The sequence below is a fragment of the Corynebacterium matruchotii genome (genome assembly GCF_011612265.2).
GTDB classification, from domain to species: Bacteria; Actinomycetota; Actinomycetes; order Mycobacteriales; family Mycobacteriaceae; genus Corynebacterium; species Corynebacterium matruchotii.
In genome coordinates this window covers 15793-42361 of the sequence record NZ_CP050134.2, presented here as the reverse complement: position 1 = coordinate 42361, position 26569 = coordinate 15793, and the positions used below count along the sequence as shown (strand labels likewise).

At 54.0% G+C, this 26569-nt stretch carries 24 protein-coding genes and 1 pseudogene; 5 read left to right on the top strand and 20 right to left on the bottom strand.

Annotated elements, in window-relative coordinates; genetic code table 11:
* Window positions 1-2: 2 nt before the first annotated feature.
* Complete coding sequence (locus tag HBA49_RS00195; protein ID WP_005525009.1) at window positions 3-350, top strand: metallopeptidase family protein; 348 nt, start codon at window positions 3-5, stop codon at window positions 348-350.
* Between the two features lie 2026 nt (window positions 351-2376).
* Window positions 2377-3144, top strand: a complete 768-nt coding sequence (locus tag HBA49_RS00190; RefSeq protein WP_005525498.1) for a putative periplasmic lipoprotein — start codon at window positions 2377-2379, stop codon at window positions 3142-3144.
* Window positions 3145-3160: 16 nt separating this feature from the next.
* Here the strand turns inward: HBA49_RS00190 and HBA49_RS00185 are convergent, their stop codons facing one another.
* From HBA49_RS00185 to pheA, 5 genes are all read right to left on the bottom strand, one after another.
* The gene (locus tag HBA49_RS00185; RefSeq protein WP_005524996.1) at window positions 3161-3595 is read right to left on the bottom strand and encodes an ATP-binding cassette domain-containing protein; all 435 of its coding nucleotides are present in this window, start codon (window positions 3593-3595) and stop codon (window positions 3161-3163) included.
* A gap of 289 nt (window positions 3596-3884) precedes the next feature.
* On the bottom strand, window positions 3885-4577 hold the full coding sequence (locus tag HBA49_RS00180; protein ID WP_005525210.1) for a DUF1707 SHOCT-like domain-containing protein: 693 nt from the start codon (window positions 4575-4577) through the stop codon (window positions 3885-3887).
* A gap of 207 nt (window positions 4578-4784) precedes the next feature.
* A complete protein-coding gene (locus HBA49_RS00175) occupies window positions 4785-5960 on the bottom strand; it encodes a hypothetical protein (protein ID WP_040431638.1) in 1176 nt (391 codons plus the stop codon).
* A gap of 65 nt (window positions 5961-6025) precedes the next feature.
* On the bottom strand, window positions 6026-6676 hold the full coding sequence (locus tag HBA49_RS00170) for a histidine phosphatase family protein (protein ID WP_005524954.1): 651 nt from the start codon (window positions 6674-6676) through the stop codon (window positions 6026-6028).
* Between the two features lies 1 nt (window position 6677).
* Window positions 6678-7715: a prephenate dehydratase gene (gene pheA / locus HBA49_RS00165; protein ID WP_005525078.1), complete on the bottom strand. Its 1038-nt coding sequence runs from the start codon at window positions 7713-7715 to the stop codon at window positions 6678-6680.
* A 39-nt stretch (window positions 7716-7754) separates the two neighbouring features.
* On the opposite strand from pheA, the gene HBA49_RS00160 reads away from it, so the two are divergent.
* The 3 genes from HBA49_RS00160 to HBA49_RS00150 all read left to right on the top strand — a co-directional run bounded on the left by HBA49_RS00160 (window position 7755) and on the right by HBA49_RS00150 (window position 11235).
* A complete protein-coding gene (locus HBA49_RS00160; RefSeq protein ID WP_005525242.1) occupies window positions 7755-8981 on the top strand; it encodes an amidase family protein in 1227 nt (408 codons plus the stop codon).
* The gene (locus tag HBA49_RS00155; RefSeq protein ID WP_005525478.1) at window positions 8978-9739 is read left to right on the top strand and encodes a CPBP family intramembrane glutamic endopeptidase; all 762 of its coding nucleotides are present in this window, start codon (window positions 8978-8980) and stop codon (window positions 9737-9739) included. The genes HBA49_RS00160 and HBA49_RS00155 overlap by 4 nt, the downstream gene beginning before the upstream one ends.
* Before the next feature lie 149 nt (window positions 9740-9888).
* On the top strand, window positions 9889-11235 hold the full coding sequence (locus HBA49_RS00150) for an LCP family protein (RefSeq protein ID WP_005525149.1): 1347 nt from the start codon (window positions 9889-9891) through the stop codon (window positions 11233-11235).
* On the opposite strand, the gene HBA49_RS00145 is transcribed toward HBA49_RS00150, so the two are convergent.
* The 15 genes and pseudogenes from HBA49_RS00145 to HBA49_RS00070 form a co-directional block, all read right to left on the bottom strand.
* Window positions 11219-12256 carry a hypothetical protein gene (locus HBA49_RS00145; RefSeq protein ID WP_005524809.1) on the bottom strand — a complete coding sequence of 346 codons (1038 nt, stop codon included), beginning with the start codon at window positions 12254-12256 and terminating at the stop codon, window positions 11219-11221. The genes HBA49_RS00150 and HBA49_RS00145 overlap by 17 nt on opposite strands.
* Window positions 12249-12851, bottom strand: coding sequence for an ABC transporter ATP-binding protein (locus HBA49_RS00140; protein WP_005525276.1), 603 nt, complete (start codon window positions 12849-12851; stop codon window positions 12249-12251). The genes HBA49_RS00145 and HBA49_RS00140 overlap by 8 nt, the downstream gene beginning before the upstream one ends.
* A gap of 42 nt (window positions 12852-12893) precedes the next feature.
* Window positions 12894-14420: an alanine/glycine:cation symporter family protein gene (locus HBA49_RS00135; RefSeq protein ID WP_005525434.1), complete on the bottom strand. Its 1527-nt coding sequence runs from the start codon at window positions 14418-14420 to the stop codon at window positions 12894-12896.
* 154 nt (window positions 14421-14574) lie between these two features.
* Complete coding sequence (locus tag HBA49_RS00130; protein WP_005524791.1) at window positions 14575-16146, bottom strand: alanine/glycine:cation symporter family protein; 1572 nt, start codon at window positions 16144-16146, stop codon at window positions 14575-14577.
* Window positions 16147-16260: 114 nt separating this feature from the next.
* Window positions 16261-17160: a DUF5926 family protein gene (locus HBA49_RS00125; RefSeq protein ID WP_005525159.1), complete on the bottom strand. Its 900-nt coding sequence runs from the start codon at window positions 17158-17160 to the stop codon at window positions 16261-16263.
* A 3-nt stretch (window positions 17161-17163) separates the two neighbouring features.
* Window positions 17164-17946 carry a glycerophosphodiester phosphodiesterase family protein gene (locus HBA49_RS00120; RefSeq protein ID WP_005525336.1) on the bottom strand — a complete coding sequence of 261 codons (783 nt, stop codon included), beginning with the start codon at window positions 17944-17946 and terminating at the stop codon, window positions 17164-17166.
* Window positions 17947-18160: 214 nt separating this feature from the next.
* On the bottom strand, window positions 18161-19723 hold the full coding sequence (locus tag HBA49_RS00115) for a nucleotidyl transferase AbiEii/AbiGii toxin family protein (protein WP_112767125.1): 1563 nt from the start codon (window positions 19721-19723) through the stop codon (window positions 18161-18163).
* A gap of 5 nt (window positions 19724-19728) precedes the next feature.
* Window positions 19729-20442, bottom strand: a complete 714-nt coding sequence (locus HBA49_RS00110) for a hypothetical protein (protein WP_005524829.1) — start codon at window positions 20440-20442, stop codon at window positions 19729-19731.
* A 320-nt stretch (window positions 20443-20762) separates the two neighbouring features.
* A pseudogene (locus HBA49_RS13205) lies at window positions 20763-21340 on the bottom strand (zeta toxin family protein).
* Window positions 21337-21663: a hypothetical protein gene (locus HBA49_RS00095; RefSeq protein WP_040431627.1), complete on the bottom strand. Its 327-nt coding sequence runs from the start codon at window positions 21661-21663 to the stop codon at window positions 21337-21339. Before HBA49_RS00095 ends, HBA49_RS13205 begins: the two are co-directional and overlap by 4 nt.
* A gap of 214 nt (window positions 21664-21877) precedes the next feature.
* A complete protein-coding gene (locus HBA49_RS00090) occupies window positions 21878-22495 on the bottom strand; it encodes a hypothetical protein (RefSeq protein WP_005525142.1) in 618 nt (205 codons plus the stop codon).
* 12 nt (window positions 22496-22507) lie between these two features.
* On the bottom strand, window positions 22508-23068 hold the full coding sequence (locus HBA49_RS00085; protein WP_081455673.1) for a DUF4913 domain-containing protein: 561 nt from the start codon (window positions 23066-23068) through the stop codon (window positions 22508-22510).
* A gap of 14 nt (window positions 23069-23082) precedes the next feature.
* A complete protein-coding gene (locus tag HBA49_RS00080; protein ID WP_005525064.1) occupies window positions 23083-24822 on the bottom strand; it encodes a TraM recognition domain-containing protein in 1740 nt (579 codons plus the stop codon).
* 23 nt (window positions 24823-24845) lie between these two features.
* Window positions 24846-25553 carry a TIGR03943 family putative permease subunit gene (locus tag HBA49_RS00075; RefSeq protein ID WP_146743648.1) on the bottom strand — a complete coding sequence of 236 codons (708 nt, stop codon included), beginning with the start codon at window positions 25551-25553 and terminating at the stop codon, window positions 24846-24848.
* Entirely contained in the window at window positions 25550-26566 is a 1017-nt protein-coding gene (locus HBA49_RS00070) for a permease (RefSeq protein ID WP_081455674.1), read from the bottom strand. The genes HBA49_RS00075 and HBA49_RS00070 overlap by 4 nt, the downstream gene beginning before the upstream one ends.
* Between the last annotated feature and the right edge of the window lie 3 nt (window positions 26567-26569).

Sequence of the window (26569 nt, the reverse complement as noted above, 5' to 3'; positions counted from 1 at the left end):
CCATGATGGAGATCAGTGACGAGCGATTCGAGGAGCTTGTCGACCAGGCCCTCGCCCAGATTCCCGACGAGGTGCACGAGCACATCAAAAACGTGGTGTTTCTGATCGAGGACTATAATCCCCGCTCCCCCTATATCTTGGGCCAGTACACCGGGGTGGCGTTGCCTAAACGCACTTTCGATCATACGGGTTTTCTGCCCGATACGATTGCGATTTACCGCCAGGCCCTGAAGGATTATTGTTGGTCCGAGGATGAGCTTATAGAACAGGTGCGCATTACGGTGATGCACGAAATCGGCCACTATTTTGGCTTGGATGAGGACGATCTCCACCGCCTAGGCTACGGCTAATCCTCCTCTCTCCCTCCCTCCGCTTTACGACGCCCTCCCGGTGGCACCCAGACCACCCGGAGGGATTTGTTTTGCCAATCTCATCTTGCCAACCCTCAGGCCTGAGTTTGAGCCCAGGCCCGACCCTGCCGCACGCACTTGAGCTAGGGTTCCATCCGGCAGCACCCCAATCCCCCTAGTCCTAGACATGGAACCCAAACTTAGCGTTCTTGCAGCCCACCAAGCAGGGCTTTTGCTTTAGCTTGGGTTCCACTTCAAAAGGCACACATTTGGGGCGTTATCAACCAGAACCCAAGCTTAGAACGTCTGATATCCCCACCCTGCTTACGGCAGCATTTGTTCTAAGCTTGGGTTTCAATTTCAGGCCAACATTCACCCTGGGCAAACAAGAGGCACCAAATAAAAACCAAGCTTAGAAGATATGCAGCCAGAGCCCCGCCCCAGCACCAGCTTCGTTTTAGCTTGAGTTCCGCACCCAATAGATGGATCCAGACCCCCTAAACACAGACTACAAGCTTAGCATTCTTGCAGCCCGCCAAGCAGGGCTTTTGCTTTAGCTGGGGTTCTGTTTGGCGGCCTAGGTTTCCCCAGGAAGAAAACTCCCCGAAAACCGGAACCCCAGCTAAAGCAAACACACAGCTCAAACCACAAAACCAGCCGTCTTTTCCAACGTCTCCACAACCCTTACTGCACATCTCCTAAGCTTGAGTTCTACTCCAAAGAGCATGCATTTGGGGCGCTATCAACCAGAACCCAAGCTTGGAACTTATGCTGCGACGGACAAGAGTGGAGGTATCAGGTATTCTAAGCTTGGACTCCAGTTTTAAACCAATATTCTCCCTGGGACAACAGGGTACGCCAAATAAAAACCAAGCTTAGAAGACATGCAGCCAGAGCCCGACCTGACACTAGACTCGCTTTAACTAGGATTCCGCATCCGGCCAGACCATAAGCCCAGGAAACACACCCACCACAAACCAGAACCCAAGCTAAATGAATCCGGCTGCATATCCTCTAAGCTTGACTTTCTCGATTCAGATACCCTACAAAACTGCACATAAGGACGGAACCCAAGCTTAGGACACCTCCAACCAGAACAGGCAGGGCGTTTGCTTTAGCTGGGGTTCCGGTTTCGGGGAGTTTTCTTCCTGAGGAAACCTAGGCTGCTAAACAGAACCCCAGCTAAAGCAAACACACAGCTCAAACCCAGAAAACCGACCGCACTCCCACCCCTCCCACACACCCCGAGCTTTCCCAAACCCCTCAGCGCAACACAGCACATTTCCTAAGCATGGTTTCCATTCTCGGGGCACCATGAATGCCCCAAAACCCCAGATGCTCCCCCACCCGCAAGGGGAATCCAAGCTTAGAAACTGTGCAGCACAATTTGCCAGGTTTGTGCAGCACCCGCGGAGCCACACCCCATATTCTGCCCGAAAACCTTTGTACAGCAGGCCAGTGTGAAGTGCTGTTGGTCGAAATCCAAGCTTATCGAATATGCTGCCGCCCTCCGGAAAACAGCAACCACACCCACCCTCAGCACCCTAAACGCCTGGGCGCCAACCCGATCTTTAGCTTAGAAACTGTGCAGTCATATTGTCGACAGCCTCCCCCGCTCCCCTACTGGGCGGGCAAGTGCCATAGAATAAAGTTACGGATTATTTTCATAAGGAATTAGGTAATGAGAGGATTATTGCGGAAAACTCATATTTTCGACCACTTCCCCATAGTGGCTTGCACCAGCATGGTTGATTTTAATTCACCATGTCCCCTCAACAGCGAAAATAATACCAACAAAAGTATCCCCTTAAAATACCGAGGGCAAAATAATCAAAACCAATAAATATGGGATTCTGGCACCACGTCAGAAGAACCATTGATACTGTCAAATGTCACCCACATTAATCGCACAGGTTCGTGAGGCTTGTGGGTCGTGTTGGACAGCATTCGAGGGTTCCTTGGGTGTCATAATAATGAATAGGGCTTTCAACCAGGAGAAACGTCGAAAAGCAAGAGAGGAGTGGCCATGAAACGATTGCTTGCAATATTCGTTGCGGCGTTGCTAATCACCGGATGCAGCACAACCGGGGGCCGAGAGAAACAGGAGCAGGAAACGCGGCAGGTTCAGCCACAGAGCAGCCCTCAAAGCAATAGGCAGATCATCGACACGCCTAGCGAGTCCCGCAACCCAGCAAGCGTTCCTGGTTTATACCGAACCTGCACCTACCAGGCAAAACGTGACGATAGTAGGAATTCGCAACCCGCCTCTGCCGCCACCAATGCCGATTTGCCGCTTATCGACGGCGCGGCGTTGTCAACCACCGAGAATGGGGTGCGCGCCGTCATCCATTACCGGGGTGACCTGACGGATAACCAGTCTGCTTCGGTAGATATTTATAGTTCCGCCAAACAGGAGCATTTCATTACCGTTACCCTCATTGGCACAAAGGTGGTGGCGGTCAGCCACGGGGAGGGAAACACCCGACGCGATGACCAGCGGGAATGGCTGGAACCGCAGATTGCTTCGGTGGAGAAGGAGTGGGTGGAGATCGCTTTGAATGCGAAGCTTGCCCGGTATTTTGGTGACCAATCCTATGTGGTGATGCGGTCGCCGGCTTCAACGTCGCAATGTCATGATGGGAAGAACAGCGACATGAGCTTACCGGAGAAGCCGGCCTCCACCAGCGAGGCAGTGTCCGCTGGTGAGCCCGCTGCCGCCGTGCCGAATTCCGTGGGTGCGCAAGGGCAACAGGGGCAGGGCCAGCAGTCGGTGCCGTCCTCTTCCCGACAGTAGCCTCACCCCTGCTACATCATGCGACCTTAATGTGTTGGTCGGCGGAGTCGGCCACGAGGTCGGAGTGGGTGGCCACGACCACGCTTGCGCCGCCGTCGGCAAGGTCGCGCAGGTGAGCAATGACCCGCAGGGAGTTGTCGTGGTCGAGCGCGCCGGTGGGTTCATCGGCGAGCACTACCTTGGGCGGCCGCACGAGGAGTCGGGCGATGGCGACCCGCTGCTGAGTTCGGTGCTCGCATCTGGCCAGCCCCACCTGGTCTAGTGCCTGGGCAATCTGGGTGAGCATTGCTTTGGTGGAGAGGATTTTGTTGGGTCGGGCGGCTAGGTTGATGTTGTCGTAGACGGTTTGGTCTGGGATGAGGGCGTAGTCTTGAAAAAGGTAACCCACATAGTCGCGCCGGTATTTTCGGGCTTTGCGATATCCCAGGATGGTCTGAAAAGTAACGAACAATCATCTCCGCGTCATTACTAAAGGTGGGGTAGCCACCCCATAATCATTGTGCACCAGTTGATGTGGATAATGCCAGCGCAATGTGCAGTATTCGTTTGATTTGGGGACTGTTCAGATCCGATATTATTGTGTTGGACATACTCCGTCACATGTGATCGAAACACCTCAGCCGTGGCGTTCCCCGCAAAGTCCTGGATCAAAACCACTTGATTACCAATGAGCCCTCAGCCTCATCTGACGCCTTGACCAGCAGAAAACGGAACGTGGCTGTTCTTTGTGATTACCATTATTAGCGGCGGTAGCGGTTGCGGTTCCGAAGCCGTTGGACGTACTGGTTGGTCACTTCCAAGGCAGCATTAGTGATTTCCGCCTGCTGTTGTTGCCGGACGAGTCGCTGCTGCGCCATTTGTTGGGCATGGGCGAGCTGCATGGCCTGCACCTGCATGGCCTGGGCCTGGGCGATTTGCCGTCGCCGTTGCCGCGCCAAGGCGCGGGGGCTGGGCTGATGCCATGACTTCGGCCCCAACTTCATCACATACAACAGAACAAACGTGGCAAGAAATGTCATCATCATTGTGAAAGCTACCAACTTATCTTGCAGAATAAGGGTTGAGCTCACAGCAGCCATGAACATGAGTATCATAACGCCCAGCTTGATGCGTCTCCCAGACCGGTAGCTTTCTTCTATCTCGCTCCTGCTGAATTTGTCTTCTTCAGGGATGCCGGTGGCATGCGGTATGGCGGCCGAGGTGTTGGTATCAGTAATGGCCGGGAGATCCGAGAAGATCGGTATCAAATCGGACCGCATGGTTGCTTCTGCAACGTTGGTGAGGCGATTATCGTATTCGGTGATATCCAACCGACCAGCGGTAAAGTGTTTGCCTAGGTCATCCATTGCCTTCTGACGTTCGGCATCACCGATACGATAGTCCCGATTACGGGGATTATTTTGGGGGCTACGTGGATTAAAAGGCTGGCTCATGACACTAATGATAGCGAAGCCGCATGTAGCCGTCTGCCTATTTCAGCCTCGATAGGGGTAAGGCGCCCTAACCAAGAATGCGGGCGCCTGGCGTCTAACCACATCACATATCACTGATAATCGGTGTAATAAACAGGTTTCATCTTACACAATGAGGTTCAGCACTCTGGCAGCGCATACACCCGACGCACCTCGCTTCAAGGGATTCTAAGGAACCCTGTTTATCGACGCGAGGTTGCAAACCTCGTCAACATCGAGGAAGCATGCATTCTTACTGAGGGGAATCGTCACTATTACCTTATTTGGTTCAAACCACGATCGAATAGAAACAGCGTCTTTGCTTTGAATCCCAAATGATGGTTCACCGAACCGAGAATTAACAGGGATAAAATTATTATTTGTAACGTGGTTCTCTTTGGAGAATCCCTCTAACTGCCCAGTGAATGTTGGCTTATTGTTCAAACGCTCGTGAACATAGACTCGGCCATCCTCGGTCACATAACCACTATCACCATGCCGAAGAGCATAGGTGGACACAAAGTCTTCAGGCAATGACTTTGTAAAATGTGATACGGATAACACATGTTTAGTGCTGGCATGGTTCTTCTTCAACTCAACCTCAAACGAGGTGAAATCTACTGTATGACCACGCTCGCCTTCTACCACTCGATCCGCTTGCAGAATCTCAAACCGATCATTCCCGAGATAATTAACATATGAATAAGGGAAATATGGAGAATCAAGCCGGTATTCATCGGGGAAACTAGTTTCTGTCACATGACCTTGGTCGTCAACCAATAAGAGCCGCTTTTCTGACGATAAATACCCCGCAACTAGCGCATAATCTTTTCCCACCGCTAAAGAAATAGGCACAATATCGGTGGAAAATTTGGTTGATTTCCCATCACTCTTCAAGGTCAGAATGTCGTATGCGAACTCTGTTGAAGAAGCGTTAACAGCGGCGACGCCAAAGGTCCCAGTCTCAGAATTACTAGAATATTCGATAGGGTCATGGGCATTAATGCTTATCTCATGGGTGTATTCACCCGCCTGTTTGATAGCATCAGCAAAATAGAGATATGACCCTTGCCGTGTCGGGATAGCGATAGGATAATAACTACCTTGTTGGGTTGTTTCATCCAGCCATTTTCCATCAGGAGAAAATACTTGATACGTGTTTTTGATTGTATCAAGGTATGGTTCCCGAACCGGACCATATCCCATAATATAGTTACCTGACTGCCCCCAACTGGCGGTGTTCTCGGGGAATGAATGACGATTCGCCGCGTATTTCCCAGCAGACACGACCATCACGATCAGACACACCACCAGGGTAAGAACGCTGAGGCAACCGCGTTTCACCAAGCATGTAACAGGACGCATCCAAACCTACTTCCTCACTATGGAATACCCGTGCCTGCCTGGTGCTTTAGGCGTCGTAAAGCGGGCTAGTCGTTGCTGGCCCACATGGGGCAACGCCACTGGCCGAACTCGCCGACCGGTTCGATCACAGTCAACGAACCGTTATCAATGTGCGGGCCGGTGATGCTCGGGTCGGCAAGGGCGTGGATGCAGAGCACCCGGATCGCGGCACCGTGCGTCACTACGAACAGGTCTTTGCCGTTGGCGCGCTCGTAGGCGGCCATCAATGCCGGCACATACCGGTCCAGCATTTCACCGGCGGTTTCCCCACCCGGGAGCCCCGCCGACAAGTCCCCGGACTGCCAGCCTTCGAACGCAATATTGTACTGGCGGTGGGCTTCGGAGGAATCCATGTCATCGTAGTCGGCGCCCACGAAAATCTCGTGGATACCCAAAATAACCTCCACCGGGATACTGGGCTTGCCCACGCCCGGCACATCCAGCGGCATCGCCCCATAGCCCAACAGCGCCAGGTTGAGGCTTTGCTGCGCCCGCATGGCAATCGAGCACACTGCCAGCCCAATGTCCGAGGTCACGTTCCGCAGGCGGCGTCCCGTATCAAACGCCTGCTGGCGACCGATTTCCGTTAGCTCCGCACCCGGGGGTCGGGTGTCCAAGTGTTTTCGGGCATTCGAATACGTCCGCCCGTGTCGCATGAGGATCATGCGTGCAACCATGTCACATCATCCTTCCGGTTTGTGCCGCAGAAACCCAGGACTCGGCCTCCGCGAGCAAGCGATTATTGTGGTGAAGTTGCCGTTCACGCTCAGATGCGGTGGGGGCCGCCGGCCACGAACCTAAAAACTTTATTGACTCACACCGCACATAGAGTGCGCGCAATGCTTCCGCCACCATGGGTTGAGTCACGTGCCCATTCAAATCCACATGGAACCGGTACGTCCCCAACCCGTTTTCAATTGGACGCGATTCAATTCGGGAGAGGTCGACGCCCCGCACCGCGAACTCCGTCAACGCGGCCACCAGGGACCCCGGCTCGTTCCGCAGGGTAAACACCACCGCGGTCCGGTCCACCCCGGTAGGTGCCGGCGACATGCCGGTCGGCCCCACCACCACAAACCGGGTGCGGGCCCCGGCCACGTCCGCAATGTTCTCCGCAACCACGGTCAAGTGAAACAGCTCCGCCGACCGGACCGGAGCCGCCGCAAGGTCGGCGCCACCGTCGGCCACGATTTGCGCCGCGGCCGCATTGGAGGAGGCGGGCACAAAGGTGTGCTCCCCAATGGTGTCGGCAAGCCAGGTTTTTACCTGCTGGTAGGCCACCGGGTGGGTGGTGACCGTGGTGACCTCGGATAATGACATTCCGGGGCGCATCATCATGGCGAACGCAATGGGTAAATCCAGTTCGGCATAAATCTGTATCCCATCGGCATCAAGGGCATCAAAGGTGGGGGTCACAAACCCATCCACCGAGTTTTCAATAGCCACAACCGCATAATCGGCGTCCCCGGCACGCAGCGCGGAAATGGCCTCCCGGGGGCTGGTGCAGGGAAAAGGAATAACATTATCGGCGGGGGATGCGGCGGGCGCGCCCCCAGCCCCCGCCTCCAAGCCTGCTCCCCCGCCGCGGGTGGCGTCGACAAGCATTGTTTTTGCGTCGGTAACTGGGGTGGTCAGGTAGCCGCGGTGGGCGAATTCCCATAGCGCCGCCTCGGTGAACGTACCGGCGGGTCCTAAATATGCCACAGTTACACTCATAACTATTATCTTACGGTAATGAATAGGTACGCTACCTACATGCCTGAGTCCCTTCGTCGTTTGAGCTCACTCGTGGCCGCTTTGAGCCCACGGGAGCATGGTTTCGCATATTTCGACCCGGATGCCGCCCGAGCGCAGCTGCAAGCACAACAGCATCGAGCGCAACGGTCCCAAAAGCTCCGGCGGTCGCGGGGGTATGGTCGGCTCTCTGGGTGGATTATTCCGGCGAAAGACTTATCGGATGTTGCGGGCATGCCCACCACGTTGGGAAACCGGAGTCGGACGTATATGGCGACGGAAACGGATCCGTTTCTTCTCCGCTGTCTGCGGCAGGGCGCCATTATTCCGGGGAAAACTTTGGCCCCCGAGCTGGGACTCACCGCCTACACCGAACCGGTGGGGTTGCCGCACCCGGATAATCCCACGCTGCCGGGGCACACGCCGGGCGGGTCGTCGGGTGGTGCCGCGGTCATGGTGGCGCGGGGGTTGGTGCGGGCGGCCCACGCATCGGATGGTGGGGGGTCGATTCGGATTCCGGCAGCGTGCACGGGCATTGTGGGCTATAAGCCGCCGCACGACACGGGGAACGCAAACCCGGTGGCGCAGGGGTTTCTTGCCGGCACGCTCACCGACTCGGCGTATGTGAATAATGTCACCGTCCCGGCGCGGGTGCCGCGGCTGCGGGTGGGGGTGCTGATCGAGCCGGTGCATGCGGAGGTTGAGGTTTCGGAGCACATGCTTTCGGCGGTGGATCGGGCGGCGTCGGCGTTGAGTAAGGCCGGGCATGATGTGATGATGGTGCGGCGGCCGTATGGGGATGCCCCGTTTGCGGCGTTTCACGATATTTTGTCGTTGCGGTCGGTGAAGGTGACGGGTGAGGCCTCGCCGTTGGTGTCGTGGCTGCGGGATCGGGGGTCCCGGATTGGGGAGCATCGGAAGGAGGCGGTGATTACCGAGTTCATGTCGGTGAAGTCGCAGGTGTTGCGGGCGTGGGATGTGGATGTGCTGCTCAGCCCCATGTTGGCGTTTGATCCGCCGCCGATCGGGTATTTTCGGGCCATGTCGCCCGAATCTGATTTCTATGCGCAAACCCAGTGGACGCCGTGGGCAACCATGTTTAATATGGCAGGCTTGGGCGCATTGGTTTTCCCGTTTGAGAATATTCGTACGCCTATTCATGTGGGCGCGTTGCGGGTGTCGCCGGCCCAATTATTTGGGGTTGCGGCTACGTTATATGGTGACTCTGATAGGCGAATAACACTATGATTACTATTTCTAATAACCCCGCAACCGACCAGCCGGCCGACACCAGGCGGATTCGGCAAGAGATTGCGATCGTGCTGGTGGTGACGTTCGGACTGAGCGGCATGCGGGCCGCCCTGCGACTGCTCAGCGATCTCATGCAGCCGGTGCCGCTCAACCAGCAACAAACCACGCTGGCGGAACACCAATCGGACACATCCTGGATTGACCTGGCCATGCAGCTATGTAGCTCAGCAATGCTGTTTAGCTGGGGGTTTCTAGCCCTGTACCTGCTGCGCGAGTCGATATTTTCCCGGTGGCAGCCCAAAGCAATCCTGGAAGGCGCGGGCTTGGCGGCGCTCATCGGTATCCCCGGCCTGGTGTTCTACCTTTCCGCGGTGCATTTTGGGTTCAGCAAGCAGGTGGTTCCCAGCACGCTTGACGACGCCTGGTGGGAGATCATCGTGTTGCTCATCTGGTCGGCGGCGAACGCCTTCAGCGAAGAAATCGTTGTGGTGATGTGGCTCATCACCCGGCTGGAACAATTGCGGATCCCCCCGTGGGTGGCCCTGCTGCTCTCCGCGGTGCTGCGGGGCAGCTACCACCTGTATCAGGGCTGGTCAGCCGGCCTGGGGAACATCATCATGGGGCTCATATTCGGCGCATACTATTTGAAGACTCGCCGAGTCTGGCCGCTCATTCTTGGGCATTTTCTTATCGACGCGGTGGCGTTCGTGGGCTACTCACTCTTACGAGGGCATTTGAGCTTCCTGGGACTCTAACCCACCCCTGTTACGGTATTCTTAAAGAATAATTCAGGTAAGACCAGCGTCAAATGTTCTATTTTTCGCTGGTGTCCCGTTATTGTTGGGCCTATGGATCCGAGAAAGGTGACCACAATGCTATCGCACATCGTACAGGTGGGGTTGTCATGGTAGATCGTTATGGTCGGCCCATCCGAGGCCGCGAGGGGACCACGCCGCGAGGACAACGGCCGCAACGACCGCAGCAACAGCCGGCGCGGCAACCTCGCCAAACCGGTGGTGGGCAGCAACCCCGGCAGGGGCAGCCACGCCAAAGCGGCAGGCCACAGCAATACATTCCGGACCCGGCCGAATCCCAGCAATACTATGAGACGCAACAATTAGGTCGGGATGGTGCGCCCATGGGCCAACGACGGCAAAGTCAGGGGCAGGGGCAGCGTCGACCCCGAACCACCGGGCAAGGCCAACGGCAAGGGCAGGGACGGCGAAACCCCCAACAACACTCTGGCCAACGCGCACCCCAGCGACGCCCCCAACAGGGGCAACAACGCCGCCGGCCGGCCGGAAACCAATCCCCCTGGGGCAACTTGGGTAATTTCCGGCTACCCCGACTCCGACCCCGCGGCTGCCTCTCCGGCCTGGCCTGGACCCTGGTCGTGGTGCTCGTGCTAGCTGTTGCCGGCACGTTCTGGCTCGATAGTCGGCTCAACCGGGTGGCCGCCGACCCACCCCAGCACATTGCCGCCACCAGCGGCACCAACTGGCTCCTGGTCGGCTCCGACTCCCGCACCGGGTTGTCCGAAGCAGACGCGCAACGCCTCGGAACCGGTGGGGACATTGGGTCCATGCGCACCGACACCATCATGCTGCTGCACATCCCCCTCACCGGCAAGGCCACCCTGGTGTCCCTACCCCGCGACTCCTACGTGAACATTCCCGGCTACGGCATGGACAAAATCAATGCGGCCTTCACCTTCGGCGGCCCGCAACTCCTCACCCAAACCGTGGAAGAAGCCACCGGGCTGCGCATCAAACACTATGCGGAAATCGGCATGGGCGGGCTCGCCAACGTTGTTGACGCGGTGAGCGGCATCGAAGTGTGCCCCAAGGAACCCATCCAAGACCCGCTCGCCCACCTGGACATTCAGGCAGGCTGCCAAAAAGTCGACGGACCCACCGCCCTAGGCTACGTGCGCACCCGCGCCACCGCCATGGGCGACCTGGACCGGGTACAACGCCAGCGGGAATTCTTCGCCGCCCTCGTCAAAAAGGTGTCCTCCGCCGGAACCCTGGCAAACCCATTCCGACTCCTGCCCACCATCACCACCGTGACCGGCAGCTTCACCGTGGGCGAAAAAGACCACGTGTGGAACCTGGCCCGGGTGGCACTCGCAATGCGCAGCGGGGTCACCACGGAAACCGTCCCCGTGGGTGGGTTCGGTAACTATGATGTGGGCTCCGTGGTGCTGTGGGACGAGGAAGGCTCCCAGCAATTATTTAACTCCCTGAAATAGCCGCCAGGGTAATCACCGCACCCACCAGGGCCACCACCAGCCCCTTGCCGTAGTAGCCGATCAGGTCGGGGGATACCATCGCCCCCAACCCGGAATCAACAACCTCCGCGCTGGTGGCGGCCCGCGGCCGGGACCGCACAACCCCCACATACACCACCATCACCACGGTTGCCACCAGGGCCGCCGGGTTTACCGCCCGCCAGGTGACCCACAGAATCATGGCCGCAACCAGGGCATGCCCTGCCACCACAACCCACAGCACCCGCGCAGTTTCCGGCGATCCCCACATCCCAAACCTGGCGCACCGGGCCACCCCCGCCCCCAAGATCGACCAGGCCAGGAGGAACACCACCGCCGCCACCTGCGGCCAGGTGGGCGCCATGCTCAACGACAGGCACACAATAATGACCACCAGCAGGGGGAGGTAAAACCGGCGCCCATATCTGCGCGCCACCAGCAGCCACGGGTTTCCGGCCGGCCGCACGGCCAACCACACCTTCGGGTTATTAGTGATGGCGCACTGGGCGAACGCCTGGCTCACCAGTTCGGAATCCTGCACGGACAGGCCACCCAACCCCACCGACCGGGTAACCCCCGCCGCCAACAGTTGGGCGAGCGTCCAGTTACGCATCCCCATCATGAATCGGGACAGCACCGCGATCACCGCATACTGCCACCACATGCCCTGCCCCATCCCGACGAGGGCCGCAACCGCGCCGACCAGCCCCAACTGCACCCACGACAGCCCGTCGAACCCGGGCATGCGGCGCGCCGGGCGGGCGGTATACACCCAATGCGCCTCGGAGAGCGCCCGAAGTGGGAGGATTCGTTCCAGGAGCAGGTTAAGGGTGAGCAGGCCGATAATTGCCAGGGGGAATGCCCAGGAATCCGGCACCCGCGCCGCCGCCGTGCCGAATGTGTGTTCGAGGGTGGGAGTGAGTTTTAGGGCGCCCTGCACCACGAAGCCACCAATGAGGGCGGTGACCACCAGGTAGTAGAGGGCGTCGATAAGCTTACCCATGGTGCCCCACCACGATGCGATGGTCGCAGGCGGCCAGCATGTCGGCGCTGTGTGTTGCCACCACCACGATCCGCCCGGCACTGGCGAGATTCCGCAGTTCGGTGGTCAAACATTGCTGCCAGTGCGTGTCCAGGTAGCGTTCGGGCTCGTCCATGAGCAGCACCTGGGTGGGCAGGTACAGTTGGATGGCGAGGAATGCCCGCTGCCGCTGACCACTGGAAAGCTGCGCCGGCGGCAGGGGCAGGAGCTCCTCCAGCTGCCAGGTGGCGAGCGCGTCAGACAGGTCGACTTTGGTTTTACGTTGCATGAGTTCGATGTGTTCCCCCAGCGATAGATCCGGCAAGAATATCGGGTCGCTCACGCGCACAATGTTGCCGGCGTTGGTCACGTCCCCGGGCGGCGTCCCGCCAAACGTGACCTCGCCAGACACGGGTTCCAACTCCCCGGCAAGGGTGAGCAGCAGCGTTGATTTGCCCGCACCGTTGCGGCCGGCGAGCGCATACATCACACCAGGTTCGAAAGTGTATTCGAGATATTCGAGGGCGGTTTGTCGCCCGATCTCCCCGGCTATTACTAGCTTGTCGACGTCCGCCACGCGGTCACCCTTCTTGTCGCACCGATACTTACGGCAACAATTCTAAGCCTCCGCCGTGACTGCAGGTGACTGGGATGTCTTCCGCTCCTGCACCCAAAAGTCCGCGTTCTTGATCCCTAGTTTTTCTGGGTCAAACACTGGGTCGAGCCCGGCCTTCTTCTGCCGGTGGTAATCCCACAGGGCCTTGTGAGCCGGGATCTGCAGCACCACGATCGCAATGATATTCAGCCAGGCCGTGGCGCCCACCCCGATGTCGCCCAGGGCCCACGCATTGCCCGGGGTAGTCATGGCGCCCACCACAACCGACACCACCACCAGCACCCGAAGCCCCCACACGAATGCCAGCCGCAGCCGCCGGCTGTGAATCCACCGGTTGAAATAGGCCAGGTTAGTTTCCGCCATGTAGTAGTAGGCCAGCACCGTGGTGAAGGCGAACAGCCCGATCGCCACCGCAACGAAGCTCGTGCCGATGCCGCTGGTGAAGCTATTGAGGCCTTCCTGAACGAAGCCGGGCCCCACGGGCACGCCGTCGGCAAGCTTACCTGCGTAACGCACCGCGCCGTCCTCACTCTGGTTTTCGAACACCTTATACATGTCGGTGGAAATGATGATAAACGCGGTCGCCGAGCACACAAACAACGTATCCACGTACACGGCAAACGCCTGCACGAACCCTTGTTTTGCCGGGTGCGACACCTCGGCGGCGGCCGCCGACTGCGGACCGGTGCCTTGACCGGCCTCGTTGGAATAGATGCCGCGCTTCACGCCCCACATGATGGCAGCGCCCAGCATCCCGGAGAACATGGCCTCTTGGTCGAATGCGGACCGGAAGATCAGGGAAAACACGTCGTCAATCCGGTCGAAATTCACAAACATGATCACGATCGACGCCAAGATGTACACCACCGCCATGAGCGGCACTACCAGGGAGGCGAAGTTCGCGATCCGCCGCACCCCACCCATGATGATGACCGCCAGCAGGATCCCCAACACCACCGCACTAATACGAACATCTGTTCCCCAAGCATTATGCATGGCGGCAGCCACCCCATTGGCCTGAATTCCGGGGAGGAAATACGATGTGGCCAGCATCATCGCCACGGCGAACACCACCGCATACACCAGCATGAACTTCCCCGCCCGGGTGTGCTTATACGCTTTCTCAATGTAGTAGGCGGGCCCGCCCCGATACTCGCCGGTGTCCCGGTCCTTCTCCTTATAAATCTGGGCGAGCGTGCATTCGATAAACGACGTGGCCGACCCCAACAGCGCCACCGCCCACATCCAAAACACGGCCCCCGGGCCACCGAACGCAATAGCGGTCGCCACCCCCGCGATGTTCCCCACGCCAACCCGGCCAGCCAGGGAGATCATCAGGGATTCAAAGGAGGACACCCCGGAACCGGATTTTTCATTGCTCACAATCTGCCGCATCATGTCGGGCAGGCACCGAACCTGAAGAAACAGCGTGGTCAGGGTGAAATAAACCCCCACCGCCAAACACAGGAACACCAGTGCCGGCGACCAAATAACACTATTGAGGGTTTCGAGGAGTGCAGCAAAACTCATGGCACCTCTCCATTCTTTGTGATGTGGAATACATCTGCCCATTATGCATGAACTACCTCATTAATGAGCCCCAAGTCACAAAAATGCCCCAGATTACCCTAATCTGGGGCTAATTTCCGACAGAAGCGCTTACCTATCGGCACATAGAAACCGATTATTGGGGGTTGGACTTACCGTCGATTTCGTCGTTACTGTCGCTGTCGCCGGCCGCACGCTTCGCCGCGATGCGTTCTTCCATCGCCCGGACCGTCCAAAAGTCCGCGTTCTTGATTCCCAACTTCTCCGGTTCGAACACCGGGTCGAGCCCAGCCTTCTTTTGCCGGTGGTAATCCCACAGGGCCTTGTGGGCCGGAATCTGCACAATGGTGATCGCAATGATATTCAGCCAGGTGGTCACGCCCACCCCGATGTCGCCCAGGGCCCACGCATTGCCCGGGGTGGTGGTGGCGCCAATAACCACCGAGGCAACCGCCAACACCCGCAGGCCGATGAGCAGCGACACCCGCACCTTATGGTTGGGAATCCACCGGTTGAAATAGGCCAGGTTGGTTTCCGCCATGTAGTAGTAGGCCAGCACCGTGGTGAACGCGAACAGCACGATCGCCAACGCCACGAACCCGGCGCCGATGCCGGGCACGAAGCTATTGAGACCCTCCTGGACGAAGCCGGGTCCCACGTCTACGCCGTCGGCAAGCTGGCCGGCGTAACGCACCGGACCGTCCTGGCTTTCGCCTTCGAACACCTTATACATGTCAGTCGAGAGAATGATGAACGCGGTTGCCGAGCACACAAACAGTGTGCCCGCATACACGGCGAACGCCTGCACAAAACCCTGCTTCGCCGGGTGCGACACCTCGGCGGCGGCCGCCGACTGCGGACCCGTGCCCTGACCAGCCTCGTTGGAGTAAATGCCGCGCTTCACGCCCCACATGATGGCCGACCCCAACATCCCCGAGAACATGGCCTCCCGGTCGAACGCCGACCGGAAGATCAGGGAAAACACGTCATCAATATGGTGAAAATTGACGAACATGATGATGACTGCGGCCAAGATATAGATGATGGCCATGAACGGCACCACCAGGGAGGCGAAGTTAGCGATCCGCTTCACCCCACCCATGATGATGACGCCCACCAGCACCGCCGACACGGCCGCGCTGAGCCACACGTTAATCCCCCACGCGTTGCGCATGGCGTCGGCCACCCCGTTCGCCTGAATGCCCAGGAGGAAATATCCGCCGGACAGCACCATGCACACCGCGAAAATAATGGCGTACACCAGCATGAATTTTCGGGCCCGCGTGTGCTGGAAAGCCTTTTCGATATAGTAGGCCGGCCCACCCCGATATTCACCAGTATCCTGGTCTTTCTCCTTATATATCTGGGCGAGGGTGCATTCCATGAAGGATGTGGCGGCGCCGAAAATGGCGACGATCCACATCCAAAACACGGCACCCGGGCCACCGTAGGCGATGGCGGTAGCCACCCCGGCAATATTACCGACGCCGACCCGGCCGGCCAGGGAGATCATCAGGGCCTTAAACGACGACACCCCGGATTCGGAATCATCATTGCCCACCATCTGCTGAAACATGTCGGGAATACAGCGAATCTGCATGAACAGCGTGCTAACGGTGAAGAAAATCCCCACGGCCAGGCACACAAACACCAGTGCTGGCGACCAAATAATAGTGGTGAGCGTATCGAGAATAGTGGCGAAGCTCATAACTTTTCCTATTCGTGACGGAGCGGACGATGTGGAAGATAGTGTTCATTATTCCGCAAGCACGTTAGTTATGCGCTAAAATTCTCGAAAAATTAGATAATTTTACCTGTTTTATTAAATGGTCACCTGACGAGACTTAATGTTCTCCAATTGCCGGCGTTCCTCCGAAGACAGCTGCGCATCGTTATCTAGCTCGGCGAGAATGGCCTTGTCTACCCGTTTCAGCTCGGCGGCATAGTTGGTGTAGTCCCGATCCGGGTCCAGGTCCCACACCGGCACGGCAATGCCGTGGGTGCGGAACACGCCGGCGAATTTGGTTTCCTCGCCCAACTTCAGCTCGCCGCGGGCGGCAATCCGGGCCAGGGCGCGAACCACCTTGTCTTCGTTTTCGGTGCGCACCCACCGGATGTGGGCCTTGTCGCCGGTGTCGATCCACCAGGCGGCACCGGCGATGTCGGTGGTGATGCGGCGCGACGGCATCACGGAATCGTTGGCTGCCTTAATGGCCTGCGCATACTGCGGGTTGACCTCAGTGCCGGCGGGAATCCACCAGGTGAAATCGTCGAAAACCCTAATGTCCTCGGGGGCCATGGCGGGGATGAGCTTGTCGAGTTTCGGCTCCACGTTCTCGGCCACGGCTGACTCCAACTCCTCGCCCGGCTGGGCGGTGATCGCCCACTCCAGCGCCCGGGTGAGATCCCGATGCGGATTATACGACTGGTTGCGGGTTTGCAACGCCACATAGGCGCCGTCGTCCCGCACCAATACCGCACCACCGCCGGGTAGCACGGTGCACAGGTACACATCCCGTTCCGCGCCCGGCACCGCTACTTTCACCGTTGCGGACGGGACGAACTCCTGCAATGCAATCAAATCCGCCTCAAACGGCAGGTTCCCGTAGGGTCGCGGGTCCCGCGCCAATGCGGCACGCTCCGCGGCCCGAGCAGCCAACTTTGCTTGACGACGACTCATGCCCTCGGGCAGCTGCTCCTGATTCTTTTTCCGTTTAGCCATGGGTTACAACTTACCCGATCCCACCACATCCAAGGCAACGTCGGGGAAATCCGTGGCCATCACCGAAACACCATGATCCCTGGCCCACGCCATGTCCGCCGGCTCGTTCACCGTCCACATATAAGTATTGTCGGTGATCAGCCATGGGCTGCTGTGCCCGCGCGCCACCGACAGCCCCAAGCCTTTCGACGCAGACAGCCGCACATCCTTGGGGTTCACCCTGGCCTCCCAGTCGCGGCGCAGATAAAACGTCTCAATCTTGGGGGCCAACGCCCGCATGCGCCGCATCGCCACGTGCGAAAACGAGATCACGTGAATGCGGCGACTCTGCAACAGATTATGGTAGCGCAGCCGCAACACCAATTGTTCCTCCAGCATCCGGCCGGCCCGGCTGGGGTGTTTGGTCTCTATGTACAGGTGCTTATCGTCGGTGGCGAACACCATGTCGAGCAGCTCATCCAGGGTGAGCAGGTGCTGGACCAGGGGCTGTCCAGCTGGTGGCAAACCTGCCGGGTACCGGGAGGAGGTGGGCGCCTCCGGGTTGGGGGCAAAGGTTTGGGCGATGTTGAGCTTTTTCAACTGGCCCGCGGTTGCCTGCGATACCACCATGGGGTCGCCGGCAACCCGCTGCATAGTGCGGTCGTGGGTGCACACCACCTGCCCGTCGCGGGTAAGCCGCACGTCACATTCCACGCCATGAATGGGGAGTGTGAGGGCTTGTTCATAGGCGAGCGGGCTCATTTCCGGGTAGCGGCCGTTGAAGCCACGGTGTGCGATGATGTGCATATTGTCACTGTTCCAAAGCGTTATGAGAGTGCATCAGGTCACGGGAGTGCCGACCAAGCTGGGTGTGTTATTGCGTTACGCACCAGAGCTCAGGTTCGGCACTGTCCTGCTTTAAGGGTACCGCGGGTACGCTTCAACACTCATCTACTCAGCTATACAACGGTACACTGCTCCTACTTCTAACAGGGAAGTGCATAATATTGTCGTGTAGTTGCTATAGTTGCATGCCTTGGTTGTTATCATCATCGTTGTCATCACGGTTCTCGGGTGAGTCATCCTCACCTTCACAAACTTCTCCTTTTTCCTTTTGATCATCAGTATTTAGCTCCTGATTCCCCGTTGAATCACCTACTGCTTGATCATCAACCTTGTTTTCTAATGAACTCATATCTACCCCCTTGTACTTATTGTAATTATTCAACAAAGATTGAGCGTTGTTTTGCTTCTTATCATTCTCCTGATGTTTCTTATTATCTATTTTAATATCTTTACTATCATTTTTCTGTTTCTGACTAGTCCCATACCCTTTGGGCAGAACATTATTAATTATTATGCCATGTTCAGATCTTTTGCTAATTGTTACGTTATTTTCAAATCCTTTGCCAAGCATGTAATCCCCCCGCATTTCCTGCAACTTCTCAGGCAAATCCCCTACCTTAGACTTCTTCTCCCATACTCCTAAACCAGCCTCTTCCTCCCCCGGCACCCACATCTGCGGAGTCCTCGCAAACGTTCTGAGCTCCTGCCGATACTTGTTTACCCTCCGATGCGGCTCCATATGATGAAAACACGGATCCAATAACCTTGACAACCTCTCAAACACCTTCTTCAACGAATGCACCACCGAGCAATGCTGAATCAACTGCCGCTGCTCAAACCCCTTCCTCTTACGAGTATCCTCAGGCTTCTCCCCCTGAGGGGGTTGCACTCTGTCAGCTACAATATCCTCATTCCGTTGGGCATCATTCCGGATTGTGTTTAATTCTGCCGGGATGCGGAATGATTTCGTATACGGCCTATCACTATTCGGCCTATGCCCAAATAGTTTATTCAAAGAGTTATGAAGATTCTCAATGTATTTAAGGCCACGTTGAATGGTATCCGGACTGATCGGGACATGAGAGGCCATAATCATTAAATCCCCCAAATCCTTCCACCGGGATGTCTCTTTGCGTTGTCCCTCATAATCGAGGGGGAATAATGCCGCAATCTTCCCGGCAATATATTTCCCCGGATCAATAAGTTTAATCGTGGTTGAGGCCCGAGACGAGATAAGCGGATCCTGGACTGCTAACGCTTCGGTATCATCGTATTCCTCAGGAACCCCTCGGATCGCATCCATTTTAATCCGGGTGTATTCTTTATCACCATCAAGCACCTGGACAACATAAGTGTCACCGTTTCGGCTTTTTGTTTTTCTAGCTTTGAGGATTTTGTAGGTGAATGGGTCGTCTTTATCCTGTGAGAGGGTTTCCTCAAGCAGGTGTTTCATTTCATGTTGCTTGAGTGAGGTAATAATATCAAGGTCTCTGGAGATCCGGCACCCCGGCACCCGGAACAACAGGGAAGTACCCCCACTGATAACAACCCTGCCTAAATGTTTCTTCCCGTCAGAAGGTTGGTCAGCGTAATGCGAGAGCTGCACCGCAAGATGTTGAGACAACACCTGCTGCCGAATATCCTTCTCAAGCTGCCTAATCCCATCCGGGTCTGTGGGTTGGTATTGCTCAGGGATGCTCGCTTCTATCTGTTCGACGATTTGATCGGCCTTATGCATGATGATCACCAATCATCATCGTCATCATAATCATCTTCTTCATCATCGTCAGCGTCGGTGCTGGGGCTAGCGTATTCATTGAGGAATTGATCAAGAACCTCCCTACCAGTTTTAGCTTTTTCCCCAGTTTCATAGATTGTCCATTGCCCGGTACAAACCTCTAACACCTCAGCAAGCTCATCCCAAGAACAACCCTCATCATAGGCGTCGAGGGTTGCATCAGCGGAGTCCTCAAAATCATCAGTAGTCATAAGGTACTTCCGCAACGCGGGAAGAATATTCTCCACTGGAATATCATCAACCAGAGACCAATCGGTGAGCTGGATATTATCATCAACCACAAATTTTTCAACAGCAAAATCTTTCGTATTGATGTAGGGCATGAGCTCTGGTGGAGTGCTGATACGAGTTGGGTCGCCACTGCCGATCCGGCCAATCCCCCGGATTTGAAGTGCCCTAGCACCAGCATAATAAGGCATAGGATTTCGCCGTTCCGGAGGAACAGTGGGAAACGCTAAAAGCCACAACCAGTAATCACCGTCATTGTACGAATACTCACTGAGCTGGGTGCGGAAAATATGCTCGGAGTGTAATGAGGTAGCTTCCAAATCTTCTTCAATAATAAACCCGGTTTCTCGTGCTTCCTGGATTTCCTCTTCGGTAAGTTGAGACCGGAGTAAAAACCCACGCTGCCGAGCAGCTATCTCCCGATACGACATAATCAGATATCCTTTCATGATTGTTTTTGATAGGAACTATCTACATATCACATAGAAGTGTTTCCTTGTGCTAAATACGAAGTGTTGCAGATGTTTTATCTAGTGTCAATAACCAATCCACATTAGGGGGTGACATAATAATCATCCAACTGACCAGCATCTTTATAATTTCACCGAACAGCTACTTAGTACAAAATTAATGAAAAATAAATTTTACAAGGAAGCTTATTCAGGAGTTGGGAAAACTCACCTACACCAACAGGTAGAAAATCAGAAAGAACATGCTATCTAGCTTGGTCTTCCTTACTTACAGAGACTAGTCATGTTTGGGGACGCTGAATAAGCTTCCTGGTGTGAGAGACCTCAGATGTCCACCGGGGAATGTTACCACCCTGCACGGCCGCCCGGTAACGGTCAACAATCCCTAACCGTGATACCGATTCCAAAACAGCAAGGGCAGTAAATGAACACTGATATCCTGCCTGCTCAAAATTTTCAGCCTCTGCAGCCATGATCTCTGAACGTGCAAAAGTGTTTTCGATAATAACATTGAATCTGTGTTCCCGAGCGTAGGTAATGAGTGATTTTGTCCATTCCCCCACCGGACCATTTGATAATACATCCATTCGAAGTGGGTCTAATTGTGAAATACGCTTGATATCAGGATGCAGTAATCGCAACTCATCAGAATCTATTACTAGCCCACCCCCATGTTCGTGAGAACATTATTGATGGTCTTACTCTTCCCCGAGCCAGGTTGCCCACCAATGAACGCTACCTGCGGTATATCATGAGGTTTAAGATCATCATTCTTAAGAAGCTCTTCCAAATATGCTTGTAAGATACGCTGTTGTTGTTCAGCAGATACTGGAAAATCTTTAGCGGTAAGATTAGTCATAATACTTCATCCGCTGATGGATCTTGTGGCTCTTCCGGGGGAAGCCCAATGCCACCCATCATGGCAATTTCCGCATTAGCTAACCTCGCAACAGCAAGCATCTCCTCGGGATTACTATCATCCACCATTTTGAGAAGCTGCCTAACAGCCTGAAACTTAGCACTCCACCATTTTTCCGCAGCACTACTATCATCAGCAACCTTCCTATGAATATAGGTAGCCTTCAACGCACTCAGAGCATCCTTCATGACATCGAATTCCGCAAACCCAATATTCCTATTAGGGGTTTCAGCGCCCATCTCATTATTGTTGATATCACTCATACTTCATGCATACCACAACATTTGACCGCAAACCTGTTGGAATTAATGAAGCTTATTCCAGTCACTAGGAAAACAGGGGTCAGGTAACAGTTGGTGAAACATTATTCTTTGATTGTCCAGATAGTCCTGCTTCAGGGTTAGTTTGCAAAGAACAGACAGGATCCACCAAACTTTCAAGTGAAATATATCAGGTTTACTATATACACCTCACTTCCTAAAGAGTAAGATGCTGGGTGCTATCAGCTTCTTGTTCTAATGTTTCAGCGTCAGCAGCTTTATTATCTGTATCTACAGCAAGTAGGTTAGTGCTGGGCGATTCACTGGTAATCTCCACACCAGCAACATATGCGTCAATGGCTCTGTCATCAGCATTCGTAGCATATAAATCATCCAGGTGCTCTTGGGAGGACATCATGGTGGGGTTAATCATGTATCCTGTTTCAGGTTCAATTGAATCAATAACACGACCAATATGACCCAAAGTACTGTTTGTTATCCCTTTACCTTCTATTTGTGCAGCTAATTGCTCCAGTTTTTGTTCACTTGACATATCTGAAACTGTTTCCAAAGATTGCGCATCCGCCATCAACGCATTCACAGATTCAGATAAACCACGCCTTTTTAATTCTTCTCCCACCAACTCACGGGAAAGATGATTATTCTCCACTATCGCACGCACTCCCTCAGCTGCTAGCACACCTAGTGTAAATCTTTCCAGTAATGCTGGCCCAGCAACAAATGTTCGTTGATGTAAATCCACAACTGTTACTTTGGATACCACACGGCGAAGGATCCGTAATCGTCGAGCAAAACGATGATCAAGATTGGGCATAATCAGTTCTCCTTATTTAGAATCAGATTCTCTTGGCTTGGAACGGAGCGGAACAGTAGGATAGTCACCTTTCACGCATTGAGAAAACACGCCATTAGGATCCATGAGACGCTTCATATGGTAATCACAATGAGTCCGCAAGAATGTTTCAACATAAGTTTCTGGATCTTTAAGCCGTAGCTGTTCAAATCGCTTCCATAACGCCTCAATTCGTGTCAAGGCTTCAGGATGCGACCACCATTCTGGCGACCATGCCACACGCATTGACTGAGACTTTGTTGTCCCATATGTCGGTAGTAAAAATTCTTCTGCAAATTGAAACATTGATGCAAACCGCGGTGATTTTTTAGGTGCGGGCTTTGATGGCTTTACTGGTTTTACCGGTTTTGGATATAGCTCAGCACGGATGCTTTCCTCAGCTGCATCAACAAGCTCATACAAGGCATCAAGGAATGGCGGCTCCCCCGTAAGTTCCTCACAGATTTGTCGTGTCTGACCGATAATTTCTTTGTTGACATGGTCCAGGAGATCATTCTTCAATGATTCAAATATTGTCTCTTCGATGTTCTTCATGATACGCCTCTTACTTAGTTTTCTTTTGGTAGTGCATCACGGATCTTTTCCGGCCAATAATCACGGGTCCAGAAAGGTTCCATTTCTGCAATGAGTGGCCGTCGTTTAGCCGCAAATACTACCGCGCGATTACTGCCTAGTGCAGCTAGTTCCGATACAGTAAGGATCTTTTTTTCTTGTTTCTGTGAAGACACAGAGCGTTGTCCTTGAGAAATAGACACTGATTTTACCCACTCCTCATAGTCACCAATCAGTGCTTCCATTTTACCCAGCATTTTTTCGTCGCGCACCCCGCCGCCATACAGCAAAATTGCTGTCGCAGACCATAAAGCTTCCATGCCTTCTTCACCCCACACACTGACTCCTTGGGCATATGATTGCAAAATCGTCATTAAAATGATTGAGCGTGATCCATAGTGTGAATAAAGCTTCGGTAACTCTGGCCATCGTACAACGTTCGCCGCTTCATCTAGTGGTGCTACCAGTGGAATAGGTAGACGGCCACCATTTTCTTCACCATAACGCTCTGCTGCTTTCATTACTGCCGCTGTGAGCGCCGTCGTCAAGGCAGCAGCATTATCTGCACCCTCTTTTGAAAGAACATACAGCGTGCTGTTCTTAGAACGCACAAATTCATCTGGATTAAACCGTCGAGCATCCGAACGTGGATTCACCCACTTTGATGCAGCTTGCCGACCTAGTGATGCCGCCATCTGTTGCGCTTGGGCAAACAACCCAGACCGTGTGACATCTACGGTATTATACCGAGCCTCTAACGCATCAGTTACAAGTGGCCACTCGCCATTTTCTGCCAAAATTTCGATAGGGGTTCGATCATTATCATCTGATACCCATAAAAACACATCAGAAATAGGTCGGTTTGAGATTGCCGCAGCTAATAGCAAATGAGCAAAAATATCTCGACCACCTGTAGAGAAGAATGCATCATCGCTACCTGATGAGGCACCCATCTCCGCTGTTTTAAAAATATCTGCCAGAGCCATGGCACTGGCATCCATTTTCTCTGGATCTTGCCGCACCATATCTAATGGGTCGAAAAACCATGGTTCTTGTTCAAATCCATGAGCGATTCCCTGTGGATCGAACACAAATACTTCGCCTCGTGCCGCAGTAATTTTAATCGTGTCATCAATGATGTCACGCTTATTAGATGTAGTGAGAACTACCCCCGGAGCATCCACAATAGCTGGGATAACTTGTGATGTTGTTTTACCCATGCGGGGACCAAAAATCACCAAATACAGATCTTCCCAGGTGGAATACAACCCAGTTTTCGTTCCTGGAAGCTTACCTAAACGTAATCCAGGATGTGCGAGTGCATCTTTCTCTGGCATCCATTTCCTAGCCTTAGCCGTCGCCGCCTTTTTTGATAGTGATTCAATATCACGCTTTGCTGCCAGATGCTTTGATGCATGATCAATACGCGCAGTCTTCTTCCCTGGTTTAAAGATCCGAATCCCAACGATGACCAGCAGAACAATGATTGAGATTAGTCCGATGACCGACCAGGTAGCAGCCGCTGTCCACTCGATTTTTCCGGTAAGGGTATCAATAGTGTTACGGATGGGATTCTTTGTTGCTGCTGAAGGTTTTCCAGTCATAGATACTGATACCCATAAACCAAAATTGATCAACCCAATGACTACAATGAACATGGATAGTAGAGCGATCCCCATGATAGTTCTAGGATCTGCTCCAATGTTTCCTGCATTACGCGCATTATCGCGCCCCATTCTTTTCATTCTTTCCTCACCTACTATAATTTATTCTTATCGTATGGTTGTATCTCCACTGGCTTCACTTTAATAACCGTGACCAAAGGAATCCATTCGCGTTTTTCAGTGGTTGTGCCTGGTTGGAGACGTACTGTGCTCATGAGCCACTGTCCATCGTGGATATCTTGGAGATGTTTCAACGGATCGTCAAGCTCAACTCGATATACCCGTGCATCTGCGGCACAACATGTTACTGTTACTCTCGATAATAAGCGTACATTTTGGCTAGTGGTACTTATCTGACCTTTTATCCGCACTTGTCGCCCCTGAAGCCGCAGATCAGCAGGCTTGAGAGACCTCGCAATAACCTCAAATAGCGGCAATTCAGGAGTTCCTGTTCCTAATGCTTCCCATGTATTGGGATTTCCCATAGTTGCTACCGCATAGTTTGCTGTGGGCACCATGGTTGTTGACAACATGGGTGGACTAATGACCATAACCACTGTACATAAACCTCCTATCATCCAGGGGGTGTACCATGGAATACTATGATTATCACCACAGCATGATTCTGTTGGGGATAGCAAAAGAAATATTCCAAGGGCAAACAATCCGATACCGCTGAGAATCAATACCAATGGGGGCAATGATACCCATGCCTGATATTTCTCCAACCATACTGCTCTGCACAGCCCTACCCCTAATAAAACTAACAGAATAGAACTGCTATATCGACGGTAATACTTCATGATAGCCACCCCCAAATTCCTGCCACAATAATGGTAGATATTAACGCCATACATACCCCTGCTAATGCAATTACTTTCGTTGCTTGCACCCCCAACATGCCATCCATTAAAGCTGCTAGTTTCAAGTCTATGATGGGACCGAGAACTAAAAAGACAAGTAGTGATGCTAAAGGTAATGCACTAAATGAAGCTGCGACAAAAGCATCCCCTAACGAGCATAAAGATAACATCATGGCTAAACCCATCATGACTAAAATCGCCATAAGAATGTTGTTCTGAACAACAGACATGAATGATCGTGGTAGTAATGTTGTAGCGATAGCGGCACAACCAGCACCAATGATAACAAAGGTTAATGAGGATAGCGCATCATGGCTCATTGCTTGTAACCATTGATTTTTCTTCGAAACTCTTTGCCGGCTTACTGAATGGCATACTAACTCATCCACTGGAACTAGTTTATTAAAAGCGCGATGGCCAAAGAATGTTACGATCATCCCCACTCCGATAACAGCCATTAGTCCTGCAGTCCACCGTGCCATTGCTATCTGCCAACTGTTGAAAGCCGTCATAGTTGCATATATCACCACAGGGTTTAACGATGGAGCCGCTACCATGAAGGTAATTGCAGCCCCTGCTGGCACACCAGAAAGCATCATTCGTCTAGCCAATGGAACTGAGGCACATTCGCAACTAGGGGTTATCATCCCACAACAAGCAGCTATCAGTATTGCGGCAAATGGGTGCGCGGGAATAATTCGAGCCCATCGACTAGGCGTCATCATTATCGCCACTGTTGCTGATGCCATAGAACCAAGAAGAATAAACGGTATTACCCCAATGCAGAGTGCTACAAACGTCGCAGTAGCAGCATGCAGTTTTGGACACTCCTGAAATACTTGATGCAAGATGGGAAAGCGCAACCCTGATAAAATAACTAGCCCTAATACGACAAAGATACTTAAACTGATTTGTCGTAGCTTTGGCAAAGATGATTGGGATGGCACTGTCATAAG